Below are 21,451 nucleotides of genomic sequence, written 5' to 3' on the forward strand. Positions count from 1 at the left end.
CCGTTCTATTTGCAGCCGCAGCGGTGCGCGCGCATGCTGCGCGCGTTCGTTCCACACGGAAGTCACGATGAGCCATGAACTGATCTACCTGCTGCTGATCTTCGCGCTGCTGGTCATTCCGCGCGCGCTGCAGCGTTTCAGCCTGCCCGCACCGCTGACCTGCCTGCTGTTCGGCATCATCGCCATGCTGTGGCTGGGCGAACGTTCGCACGATGCAGTGATCGGCCTGCTGGCGACGCTGGGCATCTCCTCGCTGTTCCTGTTCGCCGGGCTGGAAGTGGATCTGGCCGCACTGCGGCGCGGGCTGTGGCCGCTGCTGGCGCATCTGGTGATCCGCAGTGCAACGCTGTTCGGCGTGGGCTGGTTGGCCTGGCGCTATGCGGACCTGCCCTGGCAGGCCGCCGGCCTGCTGGCGCTGGCCCTGCTCACCCCGTCCACCGGCTTCATCATGGATTCGCTGTCACGGCTGGGGCTCAGCGAAGACGAACGGTTCTGGGTGACCAGCAAGGCCATTGCCGGTGAACTGCTCGCGCTGGCGGCACTGTTCGTGGTGCTGCAGGCGGGCGATCCGTGGCATATGGCCCTGTCCAGTGGTGCCCTGCTGGCGATGATGATCGGCCTGCCGCTGCTGTTCATCGCGCTGGGCCGTTGGGTGGCACCGCACGCGCCGGGCTCGGAGTTTTCGCTGCTGGTGATGGTAGGCATGGTGGCGGCCTACATCACTTACCTGCTGGGCGTGTACTACCTGGTGGGCGCCTTCATCGCCGGTCTGGTCGCGCGCCTGCTGCACCAGCGCATGCCGCTGCTGGCTTCGCACGAAAACCTGCACGCGCTGCGCCTGTTTGCTTCGTTCTTCGTGCCGTTCTATTTCTTCAATGCAGGCACCAAGGTGCCCAGCGAAGCGCTGAGCTTCGAGGCGCTGGGGCTGGGTGTGGTGATCACGATGGTGGTGCTGCCGCTGCGCATTGCCGTGGTGTGGCTGCAGCGCCGGGTCATGTTCGGTGAAAGTTTCCGCAGCAGCCTGCGGGTGTCGCTGGCGTTGGCGCCCACGCTGATCTTCACCCTGGTGCTGGCGGCGATCATGCGCGAGCGCTTCCAGATTCCGGCGGTGCTGTTCGGCGCGCTGCTGCTGTACGCCGCGCTGACCACGCTGCTGCCCTCGCTGGTGTTCCGCACGCCCTTCGATGTTGACCCGGTGGAGCAGGAGCCTGCCGGTGAAGGCGAGGGCGCACCGGTGGCGGCGACCGAAGTGACGGAGCCGGTACCGGCGCGCGATTGATCGCGCGATGGTCTGGGCCGCTTGCGTTGCAACGGCCCAGACCGGACACTGCGCGCCCGGCCGCACCGCCCTGGTGCGGGCCGGTCTGCACAGGAGCCCCACGCGTGATCGAGGACATGAACCACCGCCGCAGCCTGCTGCCCGCCCGGATCCTGCTGGGGTTCTCGGCGATTGCGCTGTTGATCCTGTTCGCCGCCAGCTGGTCGATGCCGCCGGTGGATGCGTCCGGCTTCCGGCAGACCCAGACCGCGCTGTCCATCGACTGGCTGCTGCGTGGCGGGCCCTGGCTGGATTACCTGACGCCGGTGATCGGTGCGCCCTGGTCCATTCCCTTCGAATTTCCGCTGTACCAGTGGCTGGCAGCGCTGTTGTCGGCGGCCACCGGCCTGAGCGCGGACAATAGCGGCCGTGTGGTGTCGCTGCTGTTCCATGTGGGCAGTATCGTCATGGTCTACCGCGTGGTCCTGGCGTTCCGCCCCGACCGCCTGCTGGCGCTGTGCGTAGCGGCTGCGTTCGCGGTCTCGCCGTTCGCCCAGTTCTGGGGGCGGGCGGTGCTGATCGAATCCATGGCGGTGTTCTTCGGCCTGGTGTTCGTCTGGGCGATGGCCGGCCTGCGCACCCGACCACGCCTCCTGCTGGGCGTAGTGGCCGTGCTGGCCGCGGTGCTGTCGGCGCTGGTGAAGATCACCACGTTCTTCGCCTACGCCGCGTTCGTGGCGCTGGCCCTGTTGTGGCTGGCGGTGCGTGAACACGGCTGGCGGCCGCAGTGGCTGGCCGCGCACTGGAAACTGCTGGCCTGGGGCGTGGCCGCGGCGCTGGCGGTGCTGGCCACGCTGCTGCTGTGGCTGCAGCACGCAGACGCATTGAAGGTGCAGTCGGCGCTGGGCGAACAGGTCACTTCGGCAGGGCTGAGCACGTTCAACTACGGCACCCTGCAGCAGCGCCTGGACCCGGCCACCTGGGCGGCGGTGTTCAAGAAGCGCTTCGGCGCCGCCACCGGCTCGAACTGGGTGTTCCTGCTGATCGTCATCGCCGGCCTGTGCATGCGCCGCACCCGCCCGGCCGTGGCGCTGCTGCTGCTGGCCTACCTGCTGCCGTTCCTGGTGTTCACCAACCTGCAGGTGGTGCACCCGTACTACCAGGCGGCGCAGGTGGTGTTCGCCACCTCCATCGTCGGCCTGGTGCTGTGGGCGATGGTGCTGCGCGCGCAGGCCAGTGGCCGCCATCGCTGGCCGATCGCCTTTGCCGTGCTGCTGTGCCTGTTGTCGACCGGCTTCGGCCTGGTCCATTACCTGAAGAACATGCAGGAAGCCCGTCAGCCCAGCGATGTTTCGCAGCTGGCGGCGCTGATCCAGTCGGGGACGCCCCAGGATGGGGTGGTCGTGGCGCTCGGCCAGGACTGGTCGTCCGAACTGCCGTACCGCTCCGGTCGGCGCGGGGTGATGGTGCCGGACTGGGCCTCGGATGGCGTGCTGCGGTCGCTCGTGGAAACCGATGCGGCCCTGGGTGGCCTGCCGCTGGCCGCGCTGGTGGTCTGCCCCAATCAGTTGGCCAACACCGCCGAACGGGTGCAGTGGCAGGCGCAGCTGGTGCAGCGCTATTCGGCCGGTGCGCAGAAGCAGGTCGTGGGGCAGTGCGAGGCCTGGCTGCAGCCCGCGCGGTGACCCGATCGGCCGGCGCCCGCGGTTTGCGTGCGCTGGCCATGGCCGTTAGGGTGGGGCCATGACTGTCCGTTCCGTCTCGATGTCCGCCATGCTGGCGCTGGCCCTTGCGGCCTGTTCCCAGCAGCCCCCACAGATCAGCCACGATGTGGCTTCCGCGCCATCGGATGCGTTCATGGCTGCGGTGGCCGCGCACTGCGGCCAGGCGTTTGCGGGCAGGGTGGTGGAAGACACCCCGGCACCGGCCGGTGACGATCCGTTCGCGGGCAAGCCGCTGGTGATGCACGTGCGCGGCTGTGATGATCCGGGCCACGAACTGCGCATTCCGTTCCACGTGGGCGCTGACCATTCGCGCACCTGGATCCTGACCCGCACCGAACACGGTCTGAAACTGAAGCACGACCACCGCCATGCCGATGGCAGCCCCGATGCCATCACCCTGTACGGCGGCGACAGCACGCCGCCGGGCACCGCCCAGCGCCAGCAGTTCCCGGCCGATGCGGAGTCGGTGGCGATGTTCCGCCGCGCCGACATGCTCGCTTCGACCCACAACGTGTGGGCCATGGAGATCGAGCCGGACCAGCGTTTCGTCTATGAGCTGACGCGGCCGGGCGGGCGGCGTTTCCGCGTCGAATTCGACCTGGGCACGCCGGTGGCGCTGCCGCCGGCGCCGTGGGGTTCCGAGGCCCCGCCCGCCCAGCCCTGAACTGATCGGGGTCGGATCCCCTGCCGCAGGCAGGGGCTCTGACCCCATCGGGGATTGAACGCAGGGGTCAGAGCCCTGGCCGGTGGCCAGGGATCCGACCCCGCCGCTCAGCGGGTGCCGAAGCGCGCCCGGCAGCCGTTGCTGACCCACACGCTGCCGCGCGAATAGCCCCAGCTGCGGCCTTCCTGGCAGGCGCTGCCCGACAGCTGCTGCTGCAGCACCGGCCGGCCCTGGCGTTCATCCCAGTCGCAGTTCTGGGTGCGGTTGTTGTTGCTGCTGCAGGTGATGCTGTAGTTGCTGTTGCCACCGCCCCAGCCTCCGCCGTTGCCACCGCCCCAACCCCCGCGGCTCTCGGCGAATTCACCGCGGCAGCCCCGGTTGACCCAGATCGCCCCGCGGCGCACGCCCCAGGTCTGGCCCTCCACGCAGGCTGATCCGGAAATCTGCCGCACCAGGGTGGCGCCGCGCCAGTTCACCGGGCAGGTGCGTTCACGGTTGTCCTGGCTCTCGCAGCGGATGGTGCCGCCGCTGTTGCCGCCACCCCAGCCACCGCCATGGTTGCCGCCGTGGTTGCCGCCCCAGCCGCCGCGGCCTTCGACGAACTCGGCACGGCAGCCGCCGTTCACCCAGATGCTGCCGTTGCGGCTGCCCCAGGTGCGGCCCTCCACGCAGGCCGAGCCGGACAGCTGGCGTACCAGCTGGGCGTCGCGCCAGCCGGTGCTGCAGACCCGTTCGCGGTTGTTCTGGCTTTCGCAGCGGACTACGCCAGTCTGCGCGGCGGCGGGGGCGGGGGACAGGGTCAGCCCGGCAAGGGCGCCCAGGGTAAGGGTGGTGGCCAGGCTGGCCAGGGACAGCGCGTTCATGGCAAATCCCCATACGGTGTGTGGTGCGCGACTATAAGGACGGGGCGGATAAAGCCCGCGTGACCGTCCGCATTTGCCCCAGCCGGGCCCTCGGCCGCAGAATACGAGGCTTTCCGGCCCCCGTCGGGTGCCGGCGTTCTCCAGCGGAGCTTTCCCCCCATGCGTACCCACTTCTGCGGCCTGGTCAACGAGACCCTGATTGGCCAGACTGTCACCCTCGCCGGCTGGACCGACGTGGCCCGTAACCAGGGCGGCGTCTGCTTCATCGATCTTCGCGATCATGAAGGCATCGTGCAGGTGACCGTGGAGGTGGACAACGCCGAGGTGTTCGCCGTGGCCGCCAGCCTGGGCTACGAGGACGTGCTGCAGGTGGAAGGCGTGGTGCGCGCCCGCCACGCGGTGAACGACAAGATCGCCACCGGCAAGGTGGAAGTGATCGCCACCGCCATCACCGTGCTGAACAAGGCCGCCCCGCTGCCGTTCCACGCGCACGAGAACCCGGGCGAAGACACCCGCCTGAAGTACCGCTACCTGGACCTGCGCCGCCCGGAAATGCAGCGCATGCAGCGCACCCGCATCAAGTTGGTGCAGGCCCTGCGCCGCCACCTGGACGAGCGCGGCTTCCAGGACATCGAAACCCCGATCCTGACCAAGGCCACCCCGGAAGGCGCGCGCGACTTCCTGGTGCCGGCGCGCATGCACCCGGGCGAGTTCTACGCCCTGCCGCAGAGCCCGCAGCTGTTCAAGCAGATCCTGATGGTGGCCGGCTTCGACCGCTACTACCAGATCGCGCGCTGCTTCCGCGACGAAGCCCTGCGCGCCGACCGCCAGCTGGAATTCACCCAGCTGGACATGGAATTCGCCTTCGTGCGCGAGCGCGACGTGCAGGATTTCGTTGAAGACATGATCCGCGCCATCTTCAAGGAAGTGGTGGACGTGCCGCTGGCGGCCAGCTTCCCGCGCATGACCTGGGCCGAGGCCATGCGCCGCTACGGTTCGGACAAGCCGGACCTGCGCATCGCGCTGGAGCTGGTGGACGTGGCCGAACTGGTCAAGGACAGCGAGTTCCCGGTGTTTACCGGCCCGGCCAATGATGCCGAAGGCCGTGTGGCCGCGCTGCGCATTCCGGGCGGTGCCACCCTGTCGCGCAAGCAGATCGACGAATACGCCGCGCACGCCGCCAAGTACGGCGCCAAGGGCCTGGCGTACATCAAGATCGGCGACAATGGCGACGTCAGCTCGCCCATCCAGAAGTTCTTCAGCGAGGAATCCTTCGCTGCGCTGGTGGCCCACGTCGGCGCCGGCAACGGCGACATCGTGTTCTTCGGTGCCGGTGGCTACAACAAGGTGTCCGACTTCATGGGCGCCCTGCGCCTGAAGGCCGGCAAGGACTTCGGCCTGGTCGCCGACGGCTGGGCACCGCTGTGGGTCACCGACTTCCCCATGTTCGAATGGGACGAGGAAGGGCAGCGCTACGTCGCTCTGCATCACCCCTTCACCGCGCCGGCCGTGGACGATATCGCCGACCTGCGTGCCAACGCCCGCACCGCCGTGTCGCGCGGCTACGACATGGTGCTCAACGGCAATGAAATCGGCGGCGGTTCGATTCGTATCCACCGCCCGGACATGCAGAGCGCGGTCTTCGAGCTGCTGGGCATCGGCGCCGAAGAAGCCCGTGCCAAGTTCGGCTTCCTGCTGGACGCGCTGAACTACGGCGCGCCGCCGCACGGCGGCATCGCCTTCGGCATCGACCGCATTGCCGCGCTGATGGCCGGTACCGAATCCATCCGCGACGTCATTCCGTTCCCGAAGACCACCGGTGCGCAGGATCTGATGACCGATGCGCCGTCGCCGATCGTCGACGCGCAACTGGCCGAAGTGCATATCCAGGTTCGCCCCAAGACCAACTGATCAGGAGATCCACGCAATGACCGAGTTCGCGTTTTCGCTGGAGTGGGAAAAGCTGGGCAATGAAGGCTCCGAGGCCACTCTGGTCACCGAGCGTGCACGTGTATTCGGTGGTTGGCTGGTCCGCGTCGGTACCAACCCGGCGGCGATGGCGCTGACCTTCGTCGCCGACGGCGAAGGTCGTTGGGACGGTGAAGACTTCGGCGTCGAGGATTACGAGGACGACGAAGAGGAAGAGGAAGAGTTCGACGAGGAAGAAGAAGGCGAGGACGAGGACGAGGACGAAGAGGAATACGAGGAAGAGGACGAGGAAGAAGAGGACGAAGCCGAGTCGTCGGAACGGGCTTGACCCCGACCGTCGCCCTGGCGTCCACTCGACCCATGTATTCGATCCGCCGCGCTACTGTGGACGACGCGCCGACCCTGTCGGTGCTGGCCGCGCGCACGTTCACTGAAACCTTCGGCCACCTGTACCCGCCGCAGGACCTGCAGGCCTTCCTGGAGGAGGCCTACACGGTCGAGCGCCAGCGCATCATCCTGGCCCACCCCGACTATGCGGTGTGGCTGCTGGAACTGGATGGGGAGGCGGTCGGCCATGCTGCCGCCGGCCCCTGCGGCCTGCCGCACCCGGACGTGAAGCCCGGCGATGGCGAGCTCAAGCGCCTGTACCTGGTCAAGACCCAGCAGAGCTGTGGCTGGGGCAGCCGCCTGCTGGAAACCGCGCTGGCCTGGCTGGAGCGCGACGGCCCGCGCACGCTGTGGTTGGGCGTGTGGTCGGAAAACTTCGGCGCACAGCGCTTCTATGCCCGTTATGGCTTCCAGAAAGCCGGCGAGTATCTGTTCCCGGTCGGCCAGATCAACGATCTGGAATTCATCCTGCGCCGCGAACCGCGCCCGGCCTGAGCGCGTTCACTGGCGCTTGCCCCGCGATTTCGTTCAATCACTGCAGATTCCGCCCCGCCCAACGCCAGGCTGTTACGCATGAATCCCCCTGTTTTGCTGCTGCATGGCATCTGGAATGCCCGTGCCTGGGTCGGGCCGTTGGCCTGGCGCCTGCGCGCGCGTGGTTTCCAGGTGCATACCTTCGGTTACGCCTCGATCTTCGGCGGGCCGGACGTGGCCGTGCCGCAGTTGCTGGAACGCCTGGCCGGCACCGGCCCGCTGTCGCTGGTGGGCCACAGCCTGGGCGGGCTGGTCGCGCTGGAAGCCCTGCGCCGGCAGCCGCATCTGCCAGTGCAGCGCGTGGTCTGCCTGGGTTCGCCGCTGCGCGGCAGCGGTACCGCGCGCTCGTTGTCGGAACACGGCTGGGGTCTGGCTTTGGGCCGCAGCAGTGACCTGCTGCTCGATGGCCTGCCGGACTGGCAGGGCAGGGCGCAGGTGGGGCTGATTGCCGGGTCGGTGCCGCATGGCTTGGGCAGCCTGCTGGGGGCGATGGGCGAAGCGTCCGACGGTACGGTCGCGCTGGACGAGACCCGCCTGCCAGGCCTCGCCGACCACTGCGTGGTGCGCACCAGCCACAGCGGGCTGGTGGTATCCCCCGACGCCGCGCGGCAGACCGCGCATTTCCTGCAGCACGGCCAGTTCGACCACAGCCGCGACGCCGCCGCCGCGTAGCCTGGTGGGTGCGAACCGTTGGTTCGCACGCCCTCGCCGGGCATGGCCCGGCGCCATCCATCCGCCCTAGACACGGTTGCCGCCCCCGATCAGGTAGAATCCGCGCCTTGATCCTGAAGCAGCCAGACGGTAGCACCCATGGGTAGAGGCCCCTCCATCGAAGCCCGCAAGAACGCGTCCGACGCGAAGCGTGGCAAGATTTTCACCAAGATCATCCGCGAGATCGGCGTGGCCGCGCGCGGCGGTGGAGGCGACCCCAACAACAACCCGCGCCTGCGCGTGGCCATGGACAAGGGTCTGGGCGTGAACATGTCCAAGGACGTGATCGAACGCGCCATCAAGAAGGCCACCGGTGAACTGGAAGGCGTCGATTACGAGGAAATCCGCTACGAGGGCTACGCCCCCGGTGGCGTGGCCGTGATCGTCGACTGCCTGACCGACAACCGCGTGCGTACCGTGGCCGATGTGCGCCACGCGTTCAGCAAGTGCGGCGGCAACATGGGCACCGAAGGCTCGGTCGCCTTCATGTTCAAGCGCCTGGGCGTGCTCAGCTTCGCCCCGGGCGCAGACGAAGAGGCGATCACCGAGGCGGCCATCGAGGCCGGCGCAGATGACATCGTGGTCTACCCGGACGACGGTTCGATCGACGTGGTCACCAGCCCTGACGCATTCAACGCGGTCAAGGATGCGATGGCCGCTGCCGGTCACGTGCCGGGCCACGCGGAAATCACCTTCCGTGCCGACAATGACATCAAGGTCGAAGGCGATGTGGCCCTGCAGGTGAAGAAGCTGCTGGACATGCTGGAAGACCTGGACGACGTACAGGACGTGTACTCCAACGCCGAACTCGGCGCCGACGCCTACGCCTGAGCCGTCTTCGACGGTCTGGGCGCGGGCCGTTGAACGGTCACCGCGGACAGTCATGAGCCCATACGCCTGCCAGCGCTACCCGTTCCACCCGGCCAGGAGCGCCGCATGACCCGTATTCTCGGCATCGACCCCGGTTCCCAGCGGACCGGGGTCGGCATCATTGATGTCGACGCCGCCGGCAAGGTCAGCCACGTGCACCACCAGCCGCTGGTGCTGCTGGGTGCCGACGATTTCCCCCAGCGCATGAAGCTGCTGGTACTGGGCCTGGCCGAACTGTGCCAGCAATTCCAGCCGCAGGAAGTGGCCATCGAAAAAGTGTTCATGGCGCGCAACCCGGATTCGGCTCTGAAGCTGGGCCAGGCCCGTGGCGCGGCCATTTCGGCGGTGGTGCTGCGCGACCTGCCCGTGCACGAGTACGCGGCCAGCGAGATCAAGCTGGCCGTGGTCGGCCGCGGTGGCGCGGAAAAACAACAGGTCCAACACATGGTCGGGCTCATGCTGAACCTGAAAACCAAGCTGCAGGCCGACGCGGCCGACGCGTTGGCCGTAGCCATCACCCATGCCCACGTAAGGGCGACGGCGAACCGCCTGGGGCTCAGTGCCCGCCAGGCCTGGGGCCGCAAATGAGGAGCAGCACGCAATGATCGGTCGACTGCGCGGCATCGTCGCCTACAAGGCACCGCCGTGGCTGGTGGTGGATGTGAACGGGGTGGGCTACGAGCTGGAGGCGCCGATGAGCACCTTCTATGACCTGCCCGAACTCGGCCGCGAGGTCATCCTGTACACCCACTATTCGCAGAAGGAAGACAGCGTTTCGCTGTACGGCTTCCTGCGCGAGGGCGAGCGCCGGCTGTTCCGCGATGTGCAGAAGGTCAGCGGCATTGGCGCAAAGATCGCGCTGGCTGTGCTGTCCGGGGTTACCGTGGAAGAGTTCGCGCGCATGGTCCAGGCCGGTGATATCACCGCGCTGACCCGCATTCCGGGCATCGGCAAGAAGACCGCCGAGCGCATGGTGCTGGAGCTGCGTGATCGCGCCGCCCAGTTCGGTGCCGGCGGTGCACTGCCCACCGGCAGCGGCCCGGCACCGGCCGATCCGCTGGCCGATGCCACCGTGGCCCTGCAGCAGTTGGGCTACAAGCCCACCGAAGCAGCCCGCATGGCCCGCGATGCCTTCAATGAAGGCGACGAAGTGGCCGCGGTCATCCGCAAGGCCCTGCAATCGGCGCTGCGCTGAGCCGCGCCGTCCATTCCCCCCCCAACACGCCTGAGCCCCGCCAGGAGCGCCATGTCCAGCAGTCAAACCCCGCACGATGCCGCCCATGGCGGCCACGGTCACGCTCCCCCGGCTGGGGGTCTGGCGCTGATCATCGGTGCGATCGGCGTGGTGTTCGGTGATATCGGCACCAGCCCGCTGTACACCCTGAAAGAGGCGTTTTCGCCGCACTACGGGCTGACCAGCGACCACGACACCGTGCTGGGCGTGCTGTCGCTGGCGTTCTGGGCGCTGAACATCGTGGTCACCCTCAAGTACGTGACCATCATCATGCGCGCCGACAACGATGGCGAAGGCGGCATCATGGCGCTGATGGCGCTGACCCAGCGCACCCTGCGCAACGGGTCGCGCTCGGCGTACGTGGTCGGCATCCTCGGCATCTTCGGCGCCTCGCTGTTCTTCGGCGATGGGGTGATCACCCCGGCCATTTCCGTGCTCGGCGCGGTGGAAGGCCTGGAAGTGGCCGCGCCGGGCCTGCATGCGTTCATCGTGCCGATCACCGTGATGGTGCTGCTGGCGGTGTTCGCGGTGCAGCGCTTTGGTACCGAGAAGATCGGCAAGCTGTTCGGGCCGATCACCTCGATCTGGTTCATTTCGTTGGCCGCGATCGGCATCTACAACATCGTCGATTCGCCGGAAGTGCTGAAGGCGTTCAACCCCTGGTGGGCCATCCGCTTCTTCATGGACCACAGCTGGCACGGCATCTTCATCCTGGGCGCGGTGGTGCTGGCGGTGACCGGCGGCGAAGCGCTGTATGCGGACATGGGCCACTTCGGTGCCAAGCCCATCCGCCACGCCTGGTACTTCTTCGTGCTGCCGTGCCTGGTGCTGAACTACCTGGGGCAGGGCGCGCTGGTGCTCAACCACCCCGAAGCGGTGAAGAACCCGTTCTTCGAAGCCGTGCCGTCGTGGGCGCTGTACCCGATGATCATCCTGGCCACCATGGCCGCGGTGATCGCCTCGCAGTCGGTCATCACCGGCGCGTTCTCGGTGTCGCGCCAGGCCATGCAGCTGGGCTACATCCCGCGCATGCGCATCAAGCACACCTCGCACGACACCATCGGCCAGATCTACATTCCCGGCATCAACTGGGGTATCGCGGTAATGGTGATCGGCCTGGTGCTGGCCTTCCGCAGTTCGTCCAACCTGGCCGTGGCCTACGGCATCTCGGTATCGGCCACCATGCTGATCGACACCCTGCTGCTGGCCCTGGTGGCGCGCTCGCTGTGGCCCAAGGCACGCAACTGGATCCTGCCGCTGTGCGTGGTGTTCTTCATCATCGACCTGGGCTTTGTCATCGCCAACGGCGCCAAGCTGTTGCAGGGCGCGTGGTTCCCGGTGGTGCTGGGCATCTTCCTGTTCACCATGATGCGCACCTGGCGCCGCGGCCGCGAACTGCTGCGCGACGAGATCCGCAAGGACGGCATCCGCATCGACACTTTCCTGCCGGGCCTGATGCTGGCGCCGCCGGTGCGCGTGCCGGGCACCGCGGTGTTCCTGACCGCCGACCCGACCGTGGCCCCGCATGCGCTGATGCACAACCTGAAGCACAACAAGGTGCTGCACGAGCGCAACGTGTTCCTGCACGTGGAAACCCTGCCCATTCCGTATGCGGTGGAAGGGCAGCGGCTGAAGATCGAATCGGTGGGCGATGAGTTCTACCGGGTCTACGTGCGCTTCGGTTTCATGGAAACCCCGGACGTACCGCTGGCGCTGATGCGCTCGTGCGACCACGGCGGCATCTACTTCGACCCGATGGACACCACCTTCTTCGCCAGCCGCGAAACCATCGTGGCCACCGCCAACCGCGGCATGCCGATCTGGCGCGACAAGCTGTTCGCGCTCATGCACCGGAACGCGGCCCCGGCCACCGGCTTCTTCCGTATTCCCGGCAACCGCCTCGTAGAGCTCGGCGCCCAGGTCGAAATCTGACCGCAGGGGTCGGATCCCTTTCCGCAGGAAAGGGCTCTGACCCCATGCCGCCGCATCCAGATGCGGGGTCGGATCCCTTTTCCACAGGAAAAGGGCTCTGCCCCCATGTTGCCGGTGTCCCGGTTCGGGGTCAGAGCCGTTTTCCGCCGGAAAACGGATCCGACCCCATGCACTTTTGCCGCATAATCAGCAGATGACCGACGACCGCATCATTGGCGCCGGCGCCACCCGCGAGGATGACGCCGCCGACGCCAGCATCCGCCCCAAGCGACTGGCCGATTACCTGGGCCAGGCGCCGGTGCGCGAGCAGATGGAAATCTACATCCAGGCCGCCAAGGCTCGTGGCGATGCGCTGGACCACGTGCTGATCTTCGGGCCGCCCGGCCTGGGCAAGACCACCCTGAGCCATGTGATCGCCAACGAACTGGGCGTGGCGCTGCGGGTCACCTCCGGCCCGGTCATCGAAAAGGCCGGCGATCTGGCCGCGCTGCTGACCAACCTGCAGCCGCACGACGTCCTGTTCATCGATGAAATCCACCGCCTCTCGCCCGTGGTGGAAGAAGTGTTGTACCCGGCGATGGAAGATTTCCAGATCGACATCATGATCGGCGAAGGCCCCGCCGCCCGCTCGATCAAGATCGACCTGCCGCCGTTCACCCTGATCGGTGCCACCACCCGCGCTGGCCTGTTGACCGCGCCGCTGCGCGACCGCTTCGGCATCGTGCAGCGCCTGGAGTTCTACAGCGTTGAGGAACTGACCCGCATCGTGCGCCGCTCGGCCGCCATCCTGGGCATCGACTGCACCGCCGATGGGGCAGGGGAGATCGCCCGCCGCGCGCGTGGCACCCCGCGTATCGCCAACCGCCTGCTGCGCCGCGTGCGCGACTACGCCCAGGTCAAGGCCGGCGGCCATATCGACGAAGCCGTGGCCCAGGCCGCCATGCAGATGCTGAAGGTCGACCCGGAAGGCTTCGACGAACTGGACCGGCGTCTGCTCAGGACCATGGTCGACTACTTCGACGGCGGCCCGGTGGGCATCGAATCGCTGGCCGCGGCACTGTCCGAAGAGCGCGGCACGCTGGAAGACGTGGTCGAACCCTACCTGATCCAGCAGGGCTTCCTAGTGCGCACCGCGCGTGGCCGCATGGCCACCCACAAGGCCTACCGGCACATGGGGTTGAAGCCGAAGAACCCGCCGCAGGACCTGTTCGCGGAGGTTCCCGATGTCGGTTGAGCCCCGATTCAGTTGGCCGACACGCATTTACTGGGAAGATACGGACGCTGGCGGGGTGGTCTACCACGCCCGCTACGTGGCCTTCATGGAACGGGCCCGGACCGAATGGATGCGCGCGCTGGGCTACGGCCAGGAGCGCATGCGCAGCGAGCACGGCATGGTGTTCGCGGTGCGTTCGATGCAGATGGACTTCATCAAGCCGGCCCGGCTGGATGACGCCCTGCAGGTGAGCGCCACCCTGGTCCAGCTGAAGAAGGCCAGCATGGTCTTCGACCAGCGGGTCGAGCGCGACGGCGAGCTTCTGCTGTCCGCCCAGGTCCGCATTGCCGCACTGGACGCGGCCAGTTTCCGCCCGCGCGGCATGGACGAGCCCGTCCTTGCCGCGCTGCAACCCCACCTCCACCCCGAATCCGAACTTTGAGGAACAACGGATGATCGCAACGCTCCTGGCCCTGCAGGCCACGGTCACCGAGGCACTGCCGGCCGATGTCAGCAACGCCGCGACCCAGACCCTTGCCCAGGCCACCACCGGCGGCGGCATCAACTACCTCGAACTGATGGCCAAGGCCAGCCTGCCGGTGAAGCTCATCGTGCTGCTGCTGCTGATCGGCTCGTTCGTCAGCTGGGTGATCATTTTCCGCAAGGCCCGCGTGTTCAAGCAGGCCACCCGCGAAGCCGACGAGTTCGAGAACCGCTTCTGGTCCGGCGCCGACCTGGGCAAGCTGTACAGTTCGGCCACCGACCGCAGCCGCAATGTGGGCGGCCTGGAGGCCATCTTCGAATCCGGTTTCCGCGAATACACCCGCCTGCGCGACAAGCGTCGCCTGGACGGCCGCGCGCAGCTGGAAGGTGCCCAGCGCGCCATGCGCACCACCTACACCCGTGAAGTGGACCAGCTCGAGCGCAACCTCGAACTGCTGGCCAACATCGGCTCCACCGCCCCGTACGTGGGCCTGGTCGGTACCGTGTTCGGCATCATGGTGACCATGCATGACATGATCAGCAGCGGTGCCCAGGCCGGTATCGCCGCGGTCGCACCGGGTATCTCCGAAGCGCTGTTCGCCACTGCCATCGGCCTGTTTGTAGCGATCCCGGCGGTGTGGGCCTACAACCGCTTCACCACGCGTGTGGAGCGCATGTCGGTGCGGTTCGAAACCTTCGCCGAAGAGTTCAGCTCCATCCTGCAGCGCCAGAGCGCTGGCGACGAGTAAGCGACTGACCCGGGAGTCCAAGCCATGTCCGCTGCCATCGGTCGCCGCAAGCGCCGCAAGCTGAAATCGGAAATCAACGTCGTTCCCTACATCGACGTCATGCTGGTGCTGTTGATCATCTTCATGGTCACCGCGCCGCTGCTTACCCTGAGCTTCGATGTCGACCTGCCGCAGTCCAACGCCAAGGCGCTGGAAAGCAAGCAGGACCCGGTGGTCGTCTCGGTCCGCCAGGACGGCCAGCTGAGCCTGAAGCTGCCCGACGCCAAGGAGCCGACCGCGGTCACCGCCGAGGAACTGCAGGGCCGCCTGTCCGGCATTGCCGCGCAGGACAAGGACGTGCGCGTGATCGTGGCCGCCGACCGTGCCGTGGCCTATGAAAAGGTCATCGCCGCGATGGACGTGATCAAGCGCTCGAAAGTGGACAAGGTAGGCCTGGCCACCGATGCACGCTGACGCCCTGCCACCGCCGCACAAGCAGGAACCGGGCTGGGGCCTGCCCCTGGCCCTGGCCGTGCTGGTGCACCTGCTGGTCGCGCTGGTCTTCATCGTGGCCTGGCTGTGGTCGCCGGAGCGCAACACCGAAGCCGCCGCGGGTGACCCGTCGGTCGAGGCCAGCCTGGCGCTGTCCTCCTCCGAGGCCGCCGCCGCGCGCCAGGCCCTGCGCCAGTCGGAAAAACTGGAAGACCTGCCCGAACCGGTCGCCGAGCCGGTGCCTGTGCCCGTGCCGGAAGACACCATCCCGCCGCCGCAGCCCATCGAGGAACCGCGCCCGCAGGACGCGCCCACCCCGCAGCAGCAACAGGCGCAGGAGCGCGTGGCCCAGCCCGATACCAAGGACCAGGAAGCGGTCAACGCGTTGGCCATTTCGCAGGAAAAGGCCAAGCAGGAGCAGGAAGCCAAGCGCCGCCAGGAGCAGATTGACCTGACCGAGCGCAAGCGCCAGGAAGAGGCCGAGCAGAAGGCGCGCCTGGCCAAGCAGCAGGAAGAGGACGCCAAGAAGAAGATCGCCGAGCAGCAGCGCGTGGCTGCCGACAAGGCCGAGGCCGAGAAGCAGAAGAAGATTGCCGAGATCCGTGCCAAGCGCGAGCAGGCCGAGAAGGAAGCCAAGCTGGCCGAGCAGAAGCTGCGCCAGGTCGCCGCCGCGCGCAACGCCGCAGGCGCGACCCCGGCCGGCAGCACCGGTGCCGCCCAGCCGGCCGGTGGCGGCGGTGGCACCAGCGATGACCTGGCCGCCAAGTACGCTGCGGCCATCCAGGCCAAGGTGCTGGCACAGTGGAGTCGTCCGGACACCGTGCCGCTCGGCCAACGCTGCCAGATCACCATCCGCCAGTTGCCCGGCGGCAGTGTGCGCAGCGCCACGGTCAGTGCCAACTGCCCGTACGACGAGGCCGGCAAGCGCTCGATCGAGGCCGCCGTGTTGAATGCCCAGCCGTTGCCGTACCGTGGCTTCGAGTCGGTGTTCAACAACACGATCAACTTCACCTTTACGGCCCAGGACCACTGAGCCCGCCGCCCGGGTGGCCCTGCGGGGTTGCCCGGAGCCGCCGCTGGGTGGCGTATCGTTAACATCGAGTGAGGTCCCGGGCTGGCACTGACCCGGAATTCACGTACCCTTGGTTCATGATTGCGAAACGGTTCACTCCCGTTTTGCTATCCCTCGTTCCGGTTTCCCTTTTTTGAGCTCTCCATGAAGAAGATGCCTCGCTGGCTTGCCGTGTTTGCGGCCCTGTTGTTGCCTTTCGCTGCCGCTGCGCAGCAGAAGGGGCTGGATATCGACATCATCGGCGGCAATGCCTCCGCGCTGCCGATCACCATCGTGCCCATGCCCTACCAGGGCGCGGCCGGTGCCCCGCAGACCGACGTGGCCGGCGTGGTCCGCGCCGATCTGGAGCGTTCGGGCCAGTTCCGCACGCTGCCCGAAGCGCAGATCGTGGAAAAGCCCACCCGTGGCGGCGACATCCAGTTCGCCACCTGGCGCGCGCTGAAGCAGAACTACATCGTGGTCGGCCGGGTGATGGACGCCGGTGCCGGTGCCTACCGCGTGGAATACGAACTGTTCGACGTGCCCAAGGGCGAGCGCCTGCTGGGCCTGGCCATGACCGCCCGTGGCAACGCCATGCGCGATGTGGCGCACCAGATGGCCGATGCCATCTATGAAAAGATCACCGGTGTGCGCGGCGCCTTCTGGACCCGCATCGCCTACATCACCGCCAGCGGCAAGGGCGATGCCATGCGCTATGCGCTGATGGTCGCCGATTCCGATGGCTACAACCCGCAGACCATCGTGCGTTCGGCCGAGCCGCTGCTGTCGCCCTCGTGGAGCCCGGACGGCAGCAAGCTGGCCTATGTCAGCTTCGAGCGTGGCAATTCGGCCATCTACATCCAGAACATTTCCACTGGCGCGCGTGAGCTGGTCACCAGCTTCCGTGGCATCAACAGCGCCCCGGCGTTCTCGCCGGACGGCCGCAAGCTGGCCCTGACCCTGTCGCGTTCGGGCAATCCGGAAATCTACGTGATGGACCTGGGCAGCAAGCAGCTGACCCAGCTGACCAACCACTTCGCCATCGATACCGAGCCGACCTGGGCCGCCGATGGCAGCGCGGTGTACTTCACCTCCGACCGCGGCGGTCGCCCGCAGGTCTACAAGGTCGGTGCCGGCGGCGGCAGCGCCGAGCGCGTCACCTTCCAGGGCAACTACAACGCCAAGCCCTCGGTGTCCTACGACGGCAAGAAGATCGTGGTCGCCCAGGGGTCCGGCAACAGCTACAAGATCGCGATGATGGACAGCTCGCTGGGCTCGCCGCGCTGGAGCACCCTGTCGCCGGGCTCGCTGGACGAATCGCCCAGCTTCGCCCCCAACGCCAGCATGGTGTTGTACGCCGCCCGCGAGGGTGGCCGTGGTGTGCTGTACGCCGTTTCGGCCGATGCACGGGTGCGCCAGCGCCTGGTCCTGGCTGACGGTGATGTGCGCGAACCGGCATGGTCCCCCTACCGTACCCAGCGCTAAAAGAGTGTTAATATTTCCGCTGTTTTGAACCCCTCATCGGCCTAGGAGCCACAAAGGTATTGCCATGAACAAGACCACCCGCGTTCTGCTTGTTTCCCTGCTGTCTGTGGCCGTCCTGGCCGGTTGCTCGAAGAAGGTGAAGGAAGAGCCGGCAGCCCCGGTCGACACCGGTTCGACCACCCAGCCGACCGCTCCGGCCACCTCCGGCCTGTACGGCCCGGGCGATCTGGACACCGACGCCTGCCTGCGCCAGCGCGTTGTGTACTTCGACCTGGACAAGGAAGACGTGAAGCCGGAATTCCAGGCGATCATGGCTTGCCACGCCAAGTACCTGCGTGACCGTCCGTCCTCGCGCATCACCCTGCAGGGCCACACCGACGAGCGCGGTTCGCGCGCGTACAACCAGGCCCTGGGCGAGCGTCGTGGCAACGGCGTGAACTCGGCCCTGCAGGCCAACGGTGGCTCGGCTTCGCAGCTGACCGTCGTGTCCTACGGTGAAGAGCGTCCGGTCTGCACCGAGTCGAACGAGTCCTGCTGGTCGCAGAACCGTCGCGTCGAAATCGTCTACACCGCGCAGTAATCCATGCGCATCGGCATCAAACTGATGCTGGTCGTTGCGGCAGCCCTCGTGGCTGCCGCACCGGCGCAGGCACAGCGACAGAGCCTGGCCGATCGTGTCGGCGCGCTCGAGCAGCAGATGTACAACAACAGTTCCAACCAGGACCTGTTGAACCAGATCAATCAGCTGCGCCAGCAGGTCACCAGCCTGCAGGCTTCCATCGAGCAACTGCAGCACGACAACGCCCAGCTGAAGCAGTCCGGCCAGGACCAGTACCTGGATCTGGACAGCCGCCTGAACCGGTTGGAAGGGGGCTCTGCCGCCCCGGCCCTGCCGCCCGTTCCGGCTGGTGCTTCCACCGCGCCCAAGGCCCCCGCGGCCCCGGCCAAGCCCACTGCAGCGGCCACTTCCGAGCGGCCGCCATCGGTGCATGGCGATCCGGGCAGCCTGGCCACCACCGGCGATGAGCGCACCTCCTACAACGTCGCTTTCGATGCGTTGAAGGCCGGCAAGTACGACGATTCGGCACAGCTGTTCCTCAGCTTCCTCGAGTTGTACCCCAATGGCGTCTACGCCCCCAATGCCTTGTATTGGCTGGGCGAAAGCTATTACGCCACCCGCAATTTCCCGATGGCCGAGTCCCAGTTCCGTGAACTGATCTCGCGCTATCCCACCCACGACAAGGCTGCCGGCGGCCTGCTGAAGGTCGGCCTCTCGCAGTATGGCGAGGGCAAGGTTGACCAGGCCCAGCAGACCCTGGAAACCGTCGTGGCGCAGTACCCGGGCTCGGATGCCGCGCGCACCGCCCAGGACCGCCTGCAGTCCATCCGCCTGGGCCAGCAGATCCGCTGAGCCGGCGTACAATACGTGTCCCTAGCGCCGAGCCCAGCTCGGCTGCTGTCGTTTCCGGCACGCTCGACCCGCCGCGATACGGTAGCGCCGGGCCATGCCCGGCGACCTTCTTTCTGTAGAGCCGAGCCATGCCCGGCTGCGTTACCCACCGTCACGTGTCCCCCAAGAAGTTCCTGCCATGACCGCCGTCCCCCTGTCCGCCGCCGTCGCCACGCCCAGCGAGATCGTGCAGTCACCCTTGCCCCGGCTGAAGATCACCGAGATCTTCACCTCGCTGCAGGGTGAAGCCGATACCGCCGGTTGGCCGACCGTGTTCGTGCGCCTGACCGGCTGCCCGCTGCGCTGCCAGTACTGCGACACGGCCTACGCCTTCCATGGCGGCACCTGGTGGGATATCGACGACATCGTGGCCGAAGTACTGGCCCAGGGCGTGCACCACGTCTGCGTGACTGGCGGCGAGCCGCTGGCGCAGAAGCGTTGCCTGATCCTGCTGGAAAAGCTCTGCGACGCCGGCCTGGACGTCTCGCTGGAAACCTCCGGGGCATTGGATGTCAGCGCGGTCGATCCGCGCGTGTCGCGCGTGGTCGACATCAAGACGCCCGGTTCGGCCGAAGTGGCGCGTAACCGCTGGGACAACCTGGCGCTGCTGACCCGCCGTGACCAGATCAAGTTCGTCATCTGCAGCCGCGAAGATTACGACTGGGCCAAGAGCCTGCTGGCCGAGCACGATCTGGTGAAGCGCTGCACGGTGTTTTTCTCGCCCAGCAAGGGCGAGATCACCGCCCGCCAGCTGGCCGACTGGATCGTGGAAGACCGGCTGCCGGTGCGCTTCCAGATGCAGTTGCATAAAATCCTGTGGAACGACGAACCAGGCCGATGAGCCCGGGCGTGGTGCCCTGATGTAGTTCCGGCGCGGGACAGCGTGCTGGCTTTCCCCTCCCAACCGGAAGATTTCCCCATGAAGAAGGCAGTTGTGCTTCTCTCCGGCGGCATGGATTCAGCCGCCGTCATCGCCATGGCCCAGGAACAGGGCTTCGCCGTACACGCCCTGAGCGTGCGCTACGGCCAGCGCCATACCTCTGAACTGGATGCCGCCGCACGCGTGGCCAAGGCCATGGGCGTGGTCGCGCACAAGACCGTGGACGTGGACCTGCGCAGCATCGGCGGTTCGGCGCTGACCGATGATATCGACGTGCCCGAAGCGGGCGGCGAGGGCATCCCGGTCACCTACGTGCCGGCACGCAACACCATCATGTTGTCGCTGGCCTTGGGCTGGGCCGAAGTGCTGGGCGCCAACGACCTGTTCTGCGGCGTGAACGCCGTGGACTATTCGGGCTACCCGGACTGCCGGCCTGAGTTCATCGCCGCCTTCCAGGCGCTGGCCAACCTGGCCACCAAGGCCGGCGTGGAAGGCGGGGGCATCCGCGTGCACGCACCGCTGCAGTTCCTTAGCAAGGCGCAGATCGTGAGCGAAGGCGTGCGCCTGGGCGTGGATTTCGGCCTGACCGTGTCCTGCTACAACGCCGACGCCAACGGCGCCGCCTGCGGCCACTGCGACGCCTGCCGCCTGCGCGCGCAGGGCTTCGCAGATGCCGGCGTAGCCGACCCGACCCTCTACGCCTGACCGGCTTGCTTTGGTGGGTGCGACCACCCGAATGGTGGGTGCGAACCGCCCGATTGGTAGGTGCGAACCGCCCGATTGGTAGGTGCGAACCTTGGTTCGCACTGCTCTGGCGGGCGTGACCGCCCGAATGGGTGTGTGCGAACCACCCCATTGGTAGGTGCGAACCTTGGTTCGCACTGCTCCTCGCCGGGCAGGGCCCGCCGCTACCTCGACCACCTTCCCACCAAGCCATCAAAGTAGGGTAAAATGCGGACCCCGCCGAAAGGTTGGGCATGCATGGGCCGTTAGCTCAGTCGGTAGAGCAGAAGACTTTTAATCTTTTGGTCGAAGGTTCGAATCCTTCACGGCCCACCAATGCAGCAATGACTCAGGCGCCCGATAGGCGCCTTTTTCATGTCGCCGAGAAAGCGGAAAATCACACGGTCCTGGGCTCAAGCGCGCAGCGCATTTGTGGTGGGTGCGCCACTGGCACTTCATTGCACTGGCGCTGTTGCATTCACGCCGAATCGTCGCCGATAGCGGCCTTGTAGTTGCGCTGTGGGTAACGCTGCTGCGACGCCTTTGTTGATGTAGCGCAAATCGATGTTCGCCTGGCAGGAATGATCTCGCAATCACTTGCTGCGGTTCACTTGCCACAGCGCTCCGTGCGGTCGTCTAGCCGCGTGCTCGATCGCACCTTGCGGGCTGGTGAGTGACCTTTTCAACATGTTTGAGCAGTATGTGGCTGGATGATGGTCGACAAGGCCCGCGATGCGGAGTATCGGCGCGTTCATCGGGAGGTCGCTAAAGCGTGGCTACCCCAGGCACTCCAGCTTGGCTGGATGGTCGTTGGGATGGAGCTAGCCAGAATCGGAACTA

The 21,451-nt window shown here is 66.9% G+C and carries 22 protein-coding genes and 1 tRNA gene; 22 read left to right on the plus strand and 1 reads right to left on the minus strand.

Going from position 1 to position 21,451, the window contains the following annotated elements; all coding sequences use genetic code 11:
* Window positions 1-67 precede the first annotated feature (67 nt).
* From RTY46_RS02635 to RTY46_RS02645, 3 genes are all read left to right on the plus strand, one after another.
* Window positions 68-1,279: a cation:proton antiporter gene (locus RTY46_RS02635; protein WP_312706539.1), complete on the plus strand. Its 1,212-nt coding sequence runs from the start codon at window positions 68-70 to the stop codon at window positions 1,277-1,279.
* A 116-nt stretch (window positions 1,280-1,395) separates the two neighbouring features.
* Window positions 1,396-2,943 carry a glycosyltransferase family 39 protein gene (locus RTY46_RS02640; RefSeq protein ID WP_312706573.1) on the plus strand — a complete coding sequence of 516 codons (1,548 nt, stop codon included), beginning with the start codon at window positions 1,396-1,398 and terminating at the stop codon, window positions 2,941-2,943.
* A gap of 58 nt (window positions 2,944-3,001) precedes the next feature.
* Window positions 3,002-3,646, plus strand: coding sequence for a hypothetical protein (locus RTY46_RS02645; protein WP_312706540.1), 645 nt, complete (start codon window positions 3,002-3,004; stop codon window positions 3,644-3,646).
* 107 nt (window positions 3,647-3,753) lie between these two features.
* Here RTY46_RS02645 and RTY46_RS02650 read toward each other — a convergent pair whose 3' ends face one another.
* Window positions 3,754-4,509 carry a DUF3011 domain-containing protein gene (locus RTY46_RS02650; protein ID WP_312706541.1) on the minus strand — a complete coding sequence of 252 codons (756 nt, stop codon included), beginning with the start codon at window positions 4,507-4,509 and terminating at the stop codon, window positions 3,754-3,756.
* A 159-nt stretch (window positions 4,510-4,668) separates the two neighbouring features.
* Between RTY46_RS02650 and aspS the strand changes: the two genes are divergently transcribed.
* The 19 genes from aspS to RTY46_RS02745 all read left to right on the plus strand — a co-directional run bounded on the left by aspS (window position 4,669) and on the right by RTY46_RS02745 (window position 20,947).
* Window positions 4,669-6,420: an aspartate--tRNA ligase gene (aspS, locus tag RTY46_RS02655; RefSeq protein WP_312706542.1), complete on the plus strand. Its 1,752-nt coding sequence runs from the start codon at window positions 4,669-4,671 to the stop codon at window positions 6,418-6,420.
* 16 nt (window positions 6,421-6,436) lie between these two features.
* Complete coding sequence (locus RTY46_RS02660; protein WP_312706543.1) at window positions 6,437-6,766, plus strand: DNA primase; 330 nt, start codon at window positions 6,437-6,439, stop codon at window positions 6,764-6,766.
* 32 nt (window positions 6,767-6,798) lie between these two features.
* Window positions 6,799-7,320, plus strand: a complete 522-nt coding sequence (locus RTY46_RS02665) for a GNAT family N-acetyltransferase (protein WP_312706574.1) — start codon at window positions 6,799-6,801, stop codon at window positions 7,318-7,320.
* Window positions 7,321-7,398: 78 nt separating this feature from the next.
* Window positions 7,399-8,031: an alpha/beta hydrolase gene (locus RTY46_RS02670; RefSeq protein WP_312706544.1), complete on the plus strand. Its 633-nt coding sequence runs from the start codon at window positions 7,399-7,401 to the stop codon at window positions 8,029-8,031.
* A 138-nt stretch (window positions 8,032-8,169) separates the two neighbouring features.
* Window positions 8,170-8,901 (plus strand): YebC/PmpR family DNA-binding transcriptional regulator, encoded by a 732-nt coding sequence (locus tag RTY46_RS02675; protein WP_108753923.1) that lies wholly within the window; start codon window positions 8,170-8,172, stop codon window positions 8,899-8,901.
* 105 nt (window positions 8,902-9,006) lie between these two features.
* Complete coding sequence (gene ruvC, locus RTY46_RS02680) at window positions 9,007-9,528, plus strand: crossover junction endodeoxyribonuclease RuvC (protein ID WP_312706545.1); 522 nt, start codon at window positions 9,007-9,009, stop codon at window positions 9,526-9,528.
* Between the two features lie 13 nt (window positions 9,529-9,541).
* Window positions 9,542-10,135, plus strand: a complete 594-nt coding sequence (gene ruvA / locus RTY46_RS02685) for a Holliday junction branch migration protein RuvA (RefSeq protein ID WP_312706546.1) — start codon at window positions 9,542-9,544, stop codon at window positions 10,133-10,135.
* A gap of 51 nt (window positions 10,136-10,186) precedes the next feature.
* Window positions 10,187-12,106 carry a potassium transporter Kup gene (locus RTY46_RS02690; protein WP_108750851.1) on the plus strand — a complete coding sequence of 640 codons (1,920 nt, stop codon included), beginning with the start codon at window positions 10,187-10,189 and terminating at the stop codon, window positions 12,104-12,106.
* A gap of 193 nt (window positions 12,107-12,299) precedes the next feature.
* On the plus strand, window positions 12,300-13,340 hold the full coding sequence (ruvB, locus tag RTY46_RS02695; protein WP_199933448.1) for a Holliday junction branch migration DNA helicase RuvB: 1,041 nt from the start codon (window positions 12,300-12,302) through the stop codon (window positions 13,338-13,340).
* A complete protein-coding gene (ybgC, locus tag RTY46_RS02700) occupies window positions 13,330-13,761 on the plus strand; it encodes a tol-pal system-associated acyl-CoA thioesterase (RefSeq protein WP_312706547.1) in 432 nt (143 codons plus the stop codon). The genes ruvB and ybgC overlap by 11 nt, the downstream gene beginning before the upstream one ends.
* Window positions 13,762-13,771: 10 nt before the next feature.
* Window positions 13,772-14,551 carry a protein TolQ gene (gene tolQ, locus RTY46_RS02705; RefSeq protein ID WP_312706548.1) on the plus strand — a complete coding sequence of 260 codons (780 nt, stop codon included), beginning with the start codon at window positions 13,772-13,774 and terminating at the stop codon, window positions 14,549-14,551.
* A 24-nt stretch (window positions 14,552-14,575) separates the two neighbouring features.
* Entirely contained in the window at window positions 14,576-15,004 is a 429-nt protein-coding gene (tolR, locus tag RTY46_RS02710) for a protein TolR (protein WP_312706549.1), read from the plus strand.
* On the plus strand, window positions 14,994-16,055 hold the full coding sequence (tolA, locus tag RTY46_RS02715) for a cell envelope integrity protein TolA (RefSeq protein ID WP_312706550.1): 1,062 nt from the start codon (window positions 14,994-14,996) through the stop codon (window positions 16,053-16,055). Before tolR ends, tolA begins: the two co-directional genes overlap by 11 nt.
* A gap of 183 nt (window positions 16,056-16,238) precedes the next feature.
* Complete coding sequence (gene tolB, locus RTY46_RS02720) at window positions 16,239-17,558, plus strand: Tol-Pal system beta propeller repeat protein TolB (protein ID WP_312706551.1); 1,320 nt, start codon at window positions 16,239-16,241, stop codon at window positions 17,556-17,558.
* A gap of 64 nt (window positions 17,559-17,622) precedes the next feature.
* Window positions 17,623-18,138 (plus strand): peptidoglycan-associated lipoprotein Pal, encoded by a 516-nt coding sequence (gene pal, locus RTY46_RS02725; RefSeq protein WP_312706552.1) that lies wholly within the window; start codon window positions 17,623-17,625, stop codon window positions 18,136-18,138.
* Window positions 18,139-18,141: 3 nt separating this feature from the next.
* Entirely contained in the window at window positions 18,142-18,969 is an 828-nt protein-coding gene (gene ybgF / locus RTY46_RS02730) for a tol-pal system protein YbgF (RefSeq protein ID WP_312706553.1), read from the plus strand.
* Window positions 18,970-19,147: 178 nt separating this feature from the next.
* Window positions 19,148-19,849, plus strand: coding sequence for a 7-carboxy-7-deazaguanine synthase QueE (gene queE / locus RTY46_RS02735; protein WP_312706554.1), 702 nt, complete (start codon window positions 19,148-19,150; stop codon window positions 19,847-19,849).
* 78 nt (window positions 19,850-19,927) lie between these two features.
* Window positions 19,928-20,593 (plus strand): 7-cyano-7-deazaguanine synthase QueC, encoded by a 666-nt coding sequence (gene queC, locus RTY46_RS02740; protein ID WP_312706555.1) that lies wholly within the window; start codon window positions 19,928-19,930, stop codon window positions 20,591-20,593.
* A 278-nt stretch (window positions 20,594-20,871) separates the two neighbouring features.
* Window positions 20,872-20,947, plus strand: a tRNA-Lys gene (locus RTY46_RS02745).
* Window positions 20,948-21,451: the final 504 nt, after the last annotated feature.

Source organism: Stenotrophomonas sp. (genome assembly GCF_032056425.1).
In the GTDB taxonomy this organism is placed as follows: Bacteria; Pseudomonadota; Gammaproteobacteria; order Xanthomonadales; family Xanthomonadaceae; genus Stenotrophomonas.